Origin of the sequence: Microbacterium meiriae (genome assembly GCF_025143875.1) — a bacterium.
Classification (GTDB): Bacteria; Actinomycetota; Actinomycetes; order Actinomycetales; family Microbacteriaceae; genus Microbacterium; species Microbacterium meiriae.
The window spans coordinates 1-8,819 of the sequence record NZ_JAMBDU010000048.1 but is presented as its reverse complement, the minus strand read 5'-3'; the positions used below and the strand labels follow the sequence as shown (position 1 = coordinate 8,819).

The window sequence follows — 8,819 nt, the reverse complement described above, 5'->3', positions numbered from 1 at the left end:
GACACACGGCGCCGCGCCCCCCCCCCCCCCACCCCCGGGGGCCCCGTTCCCCCCAAATGGGGTGTGCCCGCGGGGTTGGGGCGGCCGGCCCCCCGGCCCCCGCATCCCTCTCCGCAGACACGGACATGCCCCGCGCCGAAAGGCACGGGGCATGTCGCTCTCGAGAGGCTCCCTGTCATTCTCCGGCGAGACCGCCGAGCATGTGGCCGAACGAGCGCCCCTCACCCAGGTAGGTCGCGGGATCGAAAGGGTCGACGACGGTGGCAGCCTCCCGGCGCGCGACCGCCTCGGCGAGTTCCCTCGCCCCCTTCTCGACGCGCTTCGCCAACGGTGCGACATCGTCTCCGGCGCCGCCCCAGTCGCTCGACGCCGCGAAGACCCCTGTGGAGACGGCCTCGGCGTGCAGGTAGGCGAACAGCGGACGGATCGCGTAGTCGATCGCGAGCGAGTGCCGCGGTGTCCCCGCGTTCGCCCCGATCAGCACGGGCTTCCCCGTAAGCGCGTCCGGGTCGAGCACATCGATGAACGACTTGAACAACCCGGAGTAGCTCGTGGAGAAGATCGGCGCCACCGCGATCAGCGCGTCGGCCGAGACGACGGTGTTGATCGCCGTCTCGAGTGCAGGCGGCGCGAAGCCCGTCAGCATGTTGTTCGTGATGTCGTGCGCGTGGTCGCGCAGCTCGATCACGTCGACCGTGGCCTCGATGTCGCGCTCCGCGAGCGCCTTCACGGTCTCCGCCGCCAGTCGGTCGGCGAGCATCCGGGTGGACGACGGGTTGGAGAGACCCGCCGAGACGACGGCGATGCGACGCGTGGTCATGTCAGGCCTCCTTCCGGCCGAGTCCGAACGCGGCTCCCGCGGGAGCCGGCGTGTCCTGGTAGGGCGAGTCCCCGGTGAGGTTGTCGCCGCGGTTCGCGCCGGGACGCGCCTGCCGGGTGGGTCCGTCTCCGTAGGTCGCCTGCACGCGCGCGGCGTGGGTCGGCGCGTCGGGCACCGTGGACGGGCGGTCCTTCGCCAGCTCCTTGCGGAGCACCGGCACGACCTCGGAACCGAGGATGTCCAGCTGCTCGAGCACCGTCTTCAGAGGCAGGCCGGCGTGGTCGATGAGGAACAGCTGACGCTGGTAGTCGCCGTAGTGCTCGCGCATCGCCGCGTACCGGTCGATCACCTGCTGCGGCGATCCCACCGTCAGCGGGGTCATCTCGGTGAAGTCCTCCATGCTGGGGCCGTGACCGTAGACGGGCGCGTTGTCGAAGTACGGGCGGAACTGGTTCACCGCGTCCTGCGACTTCGCCGCCATGAACACCTGGCCGCCGAGACCGACGATCGCCTGCTCCCGCGTGCCGTGACCGTAGTGCTCGAAGCGCTGACGGTACAGCTCGATGAGGCGCTGGTAGTGCTCCTTCGGCCAGAAGATGTTGTTCGCGAAGAACCCGTCACCGTAGTAGGCGGCCTGCTCGGCGATCTCCGGTGTGCGGATGGAGCCGTGCCACACGAACGGCGCGATGCCGTCGAGGGGACGCGGTGTCGAGGTGAAGCCCTGCAGCGGGGTGCGGAACTTGCCCTCCCAGTCCACGACGTCCTCGCGCCACAGCTTGTGCAGGAGCGCGTAGTTCTCGATCGCCAGCGGAAGCCCCTGGCGGATGTCCTGGCCGAACCAGGGGTACACCGGTCCGGTGTTGCCGCGACCGAGCATGAGGTCCATGCGGCCGTCCGAGACGTGCTGCAGCATCGCGTACTCCTCCGCGATGCGCACCGGGTCGTTCGTCGTGATCAGCGTCGTCGAGGTCGAGACGATGAGCCGCTCGGTCTGTGCGGCGAGCGCGGCGAGGAACGTGGTGGGACTGGACGACCAGAACGGCGGGTTGTGGTGCTCGCCGATCGCGAAGACGTCGAGTCCGACCTCCTCGGCATGCGTCGCGATGGCCAGCGTCGCCTTGATCCGCTCCTGCTCGCTGGGGGTGACTCCCGTGGTGGGGTCGCGGGTGATGTCGCTGACCGACATGATGCCGAACTGCATCGCCTGCGCGCCTGACTGCTCGCTCATGATTGCTCCGTGTTCTCCGAATCGGATGCTCGACATCCGGTTCTATTCATTTGAATGTAATTGGGTCAACGCGTGCAGGGCAACTTTATTCCCGGCCGGTAGCCTCGGAGAATGAGCACCACCGGAGTCGGGACGACGGGGCCCAGCACAGGGCCGGTCGACCGCAAACGCCGACGCGTGCCCTTCTGGGACAACGCGCGGTACGCCTGCATCGTCCTCGTGGTCCTGGGGCACGCGATCCAGCGCCTCATCTACGACTCGGACATCGCCTTCGCCCTCTACCTGGCGCTGTACGCCTTCCACATGCCGGCGTTCGCCATCATCTCGGGCTACTTCTCCAAGTCGGGCTCCCCCACCCGGACGCAGATGGCCCGCGTCATCACCGACATCATCCTCCCCTACGTCATCTTCGAGGCGCTCTGGACGCTCACCAAGTGGCTCGTGGAGGGAGAGACCGCCCCGAACCCGACGCAGCCCAGCTGGACGCTCTGGTTCCTGCTCGCGCTCGGGATCTTCCGCCTCGTCCTCCCCTACCTCGCCCTGCTGCGCTGGCCGTTGCTGTGGACGGTGGTCATCTCCGTCGGCGCGGGCTATCTCCCGAACGTCGACAGCACCTTCTCGCTCTCGCGCACCCTGGGCCTGCTGCCCTTCTTCGCCCTCGGCTGGTGGCTCAGGGAGCGGAACATCGTCGACCGCCTGCGTCTCCTCGACTTCCGCCCGTGGTGGGTCCGGATCACCGCCGTCGCCGTCCTCGGCACCGCCGGGTGGGCTGCGTGGAACTGGCTCCCCGTCTGGCAGGCCACGGATCTGCGGCATTGGCTGTTCTACGAGGCCTCCTACTCCGACCTCGTCGGGGACCAGTGGTGGGCCGGCGGCATCCGTTTCGCGCTCCTGCTCCTCGCCGTCGTCCTCTGCGCCGCGTTCTTCGTCCTCATCCCCCGCGGGTCCTACTGGTGGACCACCTTCGGCCAGTACACGATGTACGTCTATCTGCTGCACTCGTTCGTGCTCTACCCGTTCCGGGAGAGCGGCGTGCTGCGTGACCTCGAGCCGACCTGGTTCTGGCTCCCTGCGGTCACGGCGCTCTCGGTGGTCCTCGCACTGCTGCTCGCGACCACGCCCGTGCGGCGGGTGTTCCGTCCGCTCGTGGAGCCGCGGCCGCGGTGGCTGTTCGCCGATCCCGAGCTCGCGTCGCGGGAAGGCCGCCGCAACGATCCGACCGGATCCCGGCGTCCGCGATGACAGCCGCCCACCCCGCGTCCGAGGTCCGGGATCGGCTCGTCGCCATCGCCGACTCCCAGGGGTTCGCCGCGCACGGGCTCCACGTGCGCATCGGCGAGGACACCGCAGGTCACCGCTGGGCACCCGACGTCCGGGAGGACGTGCACTCGATCGCGAAGGGCGTCTGCGTGCTGGCCACGGCCATCGCCGCCGCCGACGGACTGATCCGCCTGGACGACACCGTCGCCACCCTCCTCCCGGACCACGAGCTCGGCGACGGTGTCGCTCAGGTCACCCTGCGTCACCTGCTGTCGATGTCGAGCGGCATCGACCTTCCGTGGTCCGAGACGCTGATGACGGACTGGCCGGATCTGGCCCGCGAGTTCCTGCGACGGCCCTCGCGCGGGCGTGTTTTCCAGTACTCCAACGCGAGCACCTATACCGCGATGACCGCCCTCGCGACCCGCGTGGGCGACGTCGGCGACTACCTCTCGACGCGCCTCTTCGCCCCGCTCGGCATCGAGGACGTGGTCTGGTCGCGATGCCCGAACGGACGCATCGAGGCGGGTGGCGGCCTGCCGCTCCGCACCGAGGAGGTCGCGCGCCTGGGGCTGCTCATCCGCGATCGCGGCTCCTGGCAGGGTCGTCGACTGGTCGCCCCGGAGTGGATCGACGCCATGCACGAGGACGGCGTCGTCGCGGGCATCAACCCGGGCTACGACCGCTATGCGCTCGCGGGCTGGCAGGGTCCGGGGCGGGCGTGGCGGCTGCACGGGGCCCACGGCCAGCTGCTGCTGTTCCTCGGCGACGCGGTGGTGACGGTGACCGCTCACGATCACGCCGGAGCGGATGCGTTCGCCGCGGACGCCGTCGCCGTCCTCGAAGACGTCGCCGCCGGCTGAGTCCTGCTCAGGCGAACAGCTCCGCCCCCACATACGAACCCGGTCGCGCGCCCGGCGGGATCGCCCAGATGCCTGAGCCCACGTGACGGATGTACTCGTTGAGACGGTCGGTCGACAGTCGGCGCTGCAGGCTGATGAACTGGGCGGGATCACGCTGGTAGGACAGGAAGAACAGCCCGGCGTCGAGTCGCCCGAGGGCGTTGTTGCCGTCGACGTAGTTGTACCCACGGCGCAGGATGCGGATGCCGTCGTTCTGCTCGGGATGCGCGAGCCGGACGTGACTGTTCGCATCGATCTTCGTGCCGCGGAAGTCCGGGGCCGTGAACTCGTCACCGCCGGAGAGCGGCGCCCCCACGCCCTTGTCCCGTCCGATGATCGTGTCCTGCTCGGCCAGCCGCACCCGGTCCCAGGTCTCGATGAGCATGGCGATCTTCCGCGCGACGAGGTACGAACCGCCGGCCATCCAGGACGGCTCGTCGTCGGTCGAGACCCAGACGTGGTCCGCGAGCGCCGTGGCGTCGTCGGCGAGGATGTTGGCCGTGCCGTCCTTGAAGCCGAAGAGGTTGCGCGGCGTCGCCTGGCCGGCCGTGGTACGAGAGGTCTTGCCGAATCCGAGCTGCGACCAGCGCAGGCGCGCCCGCCCGAACGCGATGCGGCTGAGGTTGCGGATCGCGTGGACCGCGACCTGGGGGTCGTCGGCACAGGCCTGGATGCACAGGTCGCCGTGCGACGCCTCGGGATCGAGGTCGTCCCCGAGGAAGGCCGGAAGCCGCTCGAGACCGGGTGGCCGCTGGGCGGCGAGACCGTAGCGATCGCCGTCCTCGTTCTCGAACAGTCCAGGACCGAACCCGAACGTGAGGGTCAGGCCCGCGGCGGGGAGCCCCAGCGCCTCCCCCGTGTCATCCGGGGGCGCTTCGGCGGGACCGTTCACCGCGCCGCTCGCACTCACCTCCAGGCCCTGCGTCATCCGCGCCGCGGCGTACGACCAGTCCTGCAACAGGGAGATGAGGTCGTCCCGGTCGGTGCGCGGCATCATGTCGAAGCTCGCGAAGTGCAGGTGGTCCTGCACGAGCGTCGTGATGCCCGCCTGGTGCGCGCCGAAGAACTCGTACCGCGACTCGGCGTCTTCCGCGGCTCGTGCGCGTCCGAGCGCCACGCCGCCGGCCGTCCCGGCCCCGAGGCCGACGGCCAGGCCCGCGACCCCGCCGCCGACGGCCAGCCCGAGCAGCCCGCGGCGGCTGAGACCGCCGCCGGAGGGCGCAGTAGGCACCCCCGCCGATGCCTCGTGGGCCTCCGGTTCCGACTCGTTCACGTCCATGCCTACCCGTGCACCGTCGTCAGTCGAGAACCGTGCCGGTGAGCTGCGAGAGCGGCTCCGCCAGGGCGTTGATGAGATCGGTGAACTCCCGCTTGTCCGCTTCGGTCAGCTCGCCGTACCCCACGAAGCCCTCTGCGAGCGAGCCGTGCGCGGCGAGGGACTCCTCAAGGGCGGTGTATCCGGTCTCGATCTCGGAGACGAGGGCCTCGCCGTCGTCTCCCTGCGCCGCGGCGAAGTCCTGCACCAGCGAGAAGGCCATCTTGGAGCCCTCGACGTTCGCGGCGAAGTCGAAGAGATCCGTGCCGGACCACCAGTCCTCCTCGCCGGAGATCTTGCCGGTGGCCACCTCGTCGAGCAGTGCGATCGCGCCGTTGGAGATGCCGCCGATCCCCTGGTCGTCCAGTGCGGTGGTGAAGTCGTCCGAGTGCACGTAGTCGTACAGCTCCTGCACGTCGGCCAGGAGCAGGTCGCCGTAATCGGCGCGCTCCGCGGGCGTGGACGGCGCCCAGTCCTGCCATGCCGGGGTCTCTCCGTCGGCGTTCAGCGCGTCCTTCGCCGGCACCCAGAGGTCCTTCTCGATGCGGTGGAAGCCGGTCCAGTCCAGGCCCTCGGCCACCGCATCGACCTCTCGATAGTCGATCCGCGGGTCGAGGTCCCCGAGCGCCTCGGCGACGGGCTCGATGCGCTCGTAGAACGCCCTCGTCTGCGGGAAGAGCGTGCGGGCGGTCTCGTCGTCGCCGGACTCGTAGGCGGCCACGAGGTCTTCCACGGCCGGCACGAGCTGCCCGACCTGATCCTTCACGAACGCCCGTAGAGATCGACGGCCTTCTGCTTCTGCTCGGCGTCGGGGCCGTCCACCGCCACGCGGTCTCCGGTCACCGTGAACGAGGCCCGGCCGACACCGTCGCCGACCATGCCCGGCTTGCAGAGCGTGAAATACTCGCCCGGCTGGGCGACCACCGTGAGGGTGCGGGACGCAGCCGGGGCGATGTTCTCGACCTCGCCGACGATCCGCAGACCGTCCTCGGCCAGCAGGTAGAACTCGGAGACCTGGTCGGTGTCGTTCTTCACATCGAACGTCAGCGTCCCGCTCTTCGCGGTGGACGCGGAGACGGCGCAGTCCGTGGCGGTGGATGAGACGTCGAACGCCGCCGTCGCCTGGGCATCGCTCTTCGCGACGCAGCCGCTGAGGAGGAGGACGGCGGTGCCCGCGGCGGCTGCCGCGGCGAGGACCCGGTGCGAGGTGATCATGCTGCTCCTTGCTGTGTGAGGCAGGACGTCGAGGTGGCGGCGGAGGCGCCGCGCGTCGAAGGGCGTGCCGAGCGGAGGCCGCGGAGGTAGAGCCCGCCCACGACGAGGATGTAGAGGCCCCAGGCGAGCACCTGCAGCCAGGTCATGGCGGGCATGAAGCCGACCGTGGCCTGCAGGACGGAGGCCAGCGCGCCGCCGGGAGCGATCGCCGCCGACACGTCGAACGCCCAGCCGAACGGGAAGCCGGCCGCGCCCACGGCGACGGCGCCGGTGACCGGGTCGAGCGGAGCGGCGGCGGTGAAGGGACCGGGAAGTGCTCCCGCCTCCTGCAGATCCATCAGAGCGTAGGCGAGGACACCGGCCGCGACGATCACGAGGAAGCCACCCGTCCAGGCGAAGAACCGCCGCAGGTCGAGTCGCAGCGCCCCGCGGGAGATGAGCCAGCCGAGCAGGACGGCCACGGAGAGTCCCAGGAGCGCGCCGAGGAGGGCCGAGGGGGCATCGCCGAACGACTGCACCATCGACCACAGCAGCAGCGTGGTCTCGATCCCCTCCCGGGCGACGGAGACGAAGCCGATCGCGATGAGCGCCCAGAGACCGCCCACCGTCAGCGCGCGGTCGATGCCGCCCTCGAGGGTCGCCTTCATGGTGCGGCCGGCACGCTGCATCCAGAAGATCATCCACGTCACCATCGCCACCGCGACGAGGGACAGCCCGCCGCCGATCAGCTCCTGCGCCTGGAACGTGAGTTCGTAGGCCCCGAAGGTGAGGATCGCGCCGATGCCCAGAGCGAGGGCGACCGCAAGGCCGACCCCGGTCCACATCTTCGGCAGCGCGTCACGGCGACCGAGACGGCGGAGGTAAGCGACGAGGATGCCGACGACGAGCGCGGCTTCGAGACCCTCGCGGAGTCCGATGAGGAAGGTGGCGAGCACGGGAGACACTCTCTGGCAGGCGACTGAGGTAAGGCATCCCTTACCGACGAGACTCTAGCACCGTGATCGGCGCCCGCCCGACACCGGCCACCGAAGTAATGGAATGCAACAGAGCATCCTCGGGCCTCATCCGCGACATAGCCTCGGTCCATGGCTGAACTCTCGCTCCCCATCCTCGACCTGTCCCAGCTCGACGACGGCCCCGAGGCCGCGGCGCGTTTCCGCGACGACCTCCGCGCGGCCACGCACGATGTCGGCTTCTTCTACCTGACCGGCACCGGTATCTCTCCCGAACTGGAAGCGCGGCTGCATCAGGCCGCCCTCGACTTCTTCGCTCTGCCGGAGGAGGACAAGCTCGCGATCGAGAACGTCAACAGCCCGCACTTCCGCGGCTACACCCGGATCGGCGGGGAGCGGACGCAGGGCAAGGTCGACTGGCGCGAGCAGATCGACATCGGCCCCGAACGCGAGCCGGTCGAAGGGGGCCCCGCCTTCAACCGCCTCACCGGACCGAACCTCTGGCCCGCCGCGCAGCCGGAGCTCAAGGAGGTCGTCACGGAATGGCACGACACCCTCACGGAGATCGCCCGCAAGCTCCTGCGCGCCTGGGCCCTCACCCTCGGTGCGGAGGAGAACTACTTCGACGAGCCGTTCCGCGATCCGTCCACCCTGATCAAAATCGTGCGATACCCGGGAACGAACGAGCCGGAACCGCAGCAGGGCGTCGGTGCGCACAAGGACTCCGGTGTGCTCACACTGCTCTGGGTGGAGCCGGGCAAGGGCGGACTCCAGGTCGAGCGTGACGGCGAGTGGGTGTCGGCTCCCCCGGTGCCGGGCGCCTTCGTCGTCAACATCGGCGAGTTGCTCGAGTACGCCACCGGCGGCTACCTCAAGGCGACGAACCACCGGGTGATCTCGCCACGGGCGCCGGAGGAGCGCATCTCGATTCCGTTCTTCTTCAACCCGGCGCTCGATCAGCAGCTCCCGTTGCTCGAGCTCCCTGCCGACCTCGCCGCCGAGGCGACCGGAGTCACCGAGGACCCGAGCAATCCGATCCACGCGACCTACGGCGAGAACGCCATGAAGTCCCGACTGCGCGCACACCCCGATGTGGCGGCCATCCACCACCCTGATCTCGTGGGTG

General features: G+C 69.7%; 7 protein-coding genes and 1 pseudogene. 3 read left to right on the top strand and 5 right to left on the bottom strand.

Annotated elements, in window-relative coordinates; translation table 11 throughout:
• Window positions 1-175: 175 nt before the first annotated feature.
• The gene (locus M4D53_RS17460; RefSeq protein ID WP_259955295.1) at window positions 176-820 is read right to left on the bottom strand and encodes an FMN reductase; all 645 of its coding nucleotides are present in this window, start codon (window positions 818-820) and stop codon (window positions 176-178) included.
• 1 nt (window position 821) lies between these two features.
• Window positions 822-2,048 (bottom strand): LLM class flavin-dependent oxidoreductase, encoded by a 1,227-nt coding sequence (locus M4D53_RS17455; protein WP_025103205.1) that lies wholly within the window; start codon window positions 2,046-2,048, stop codon window positions 822-824.
• A 111-nt stretch (window positions 2,049-2,159) separates the two neighbouring features.
• Between M4D53_RS17455 and M4D53_RS17450 the strand changes: the two genes are divergently transcribed.
• Both M4D53_RS17450 and M4D53_RS17445 read left to right on the top strand, forming a co-directional pair.
• Entirely contained in the window at window positions 2,160-3,290 is a 1,131-nt protein-coding gene (locus M4D53_RS17450; protein ID WP_259955294.1) for an acyltransferase family protein, read from the top strand.
• Complete coding sequence (locus M4D53_RS17445) at window positions 3,287-4,171, top strand: serine hydrolase domain-containing protein (RefSeq protein WP_259955293.1); 885 nt, start codon at window positions 3,287-3,289, stop codon at window positions 4,169-4,171. Before M4D53_RS17450 ends, M4D53_RS17445 begins: the two co-directional genes overlap by 4 nt.
• A 7-nt stretch (window positions 4,172-4,178) precedes the next feature.
• Here M4D53_RS17445 and efeB read toward each other — a convergent pair whose 3' ends face one another.
• The 3 genes and pseudogenes from efeB to efeU form a co-directional block, all read right to left on the bottom strand.
• Window positions 4,179-5,489: an iron uptake transporter deferrochelatase/peroxidase subunit gene (gene efeB, locus M4D53_RS17440; RefSeq protein WP_259955291.1), complete on the bottom strand. Its 1,311-nt coding sequence runs from the start codon at window positions 5,487-5,489 to the stop codon at window positions 4,179-4,181.
• A 19-nt stretch (window positions 5,490-5,508) separates the two neighbouring features.
• Window positions 5,509-6,740 (bottom strand): annotated as a pseudogene (gene efeO / locus M4D53_RS17435) (iron uptake system protein EfeO).
• Entirely contained in the window at window positions 6,737-7,675 is a 939-nt protein-coding gene (efeU, locus tag M4D53_RS17430) for an iron uptake transporter permease EfeU (protein WP_259955290.1), read from the bottom strand. The pseudogene efeO and the gene efeU overlap by 4 nt, the downstream one beginning before the upstream one ends.
• Window positions 7,676-7,825: 150 nt before the next feature.
• Between efeU and M4D53_RS17425 the strand changes: the two genes are divergently transcribed.
• Window positions 7,826-8,819 (top strand): isopenicillin N synthase family dioxygenase (locus M4D53_RS17425; RefSeq protein WP_259955289.1); only part of this gene is annotated, 994 nt, incomplete at its 3' end.

What these genes read in the sequence shown, in the direction of transcription:
- M4D53_RS17460 (WP_259955295.1), bottom strand. Translation starts at nt 820, where the DNA reads ATGACCACGCGTCGCATCGCCGTCGTCTCGGCGGGTCTCTCCAACCCG.
- efeB (WP_259955291.1), bottom strand. Translation starts at nt 5,489, where the DNA reads ATGGACGTGAACGAGTCGGAACCGGAGGCCCACGAGGCATCGGCGGGG.
- M4D53_RS17455 (WP_025103205.1), bottom strand. Translation starts at nt 2,048, where the DNA reads ATGAGCGAGCAGTCAGGCGCGCAGGCGATGCAGTTCGGCATCATGTCG.
- M4D53_RS17450 (WP_259955294.1), top strand. Translation starts at nt 2,160, where the DNA reads ATGAGCACCACCGGAGTCGGGACGACGGGGCCCAGCACAGGGCCGGTC.
- M4D53_RS17445 (WP_259955293.1), top strand. Translation starts at nt 3,287, where the DNA reads ATGACAGCCGCCCACCCCGCGTCCGAGGTCCGGGATCGGCTCGTCGCC.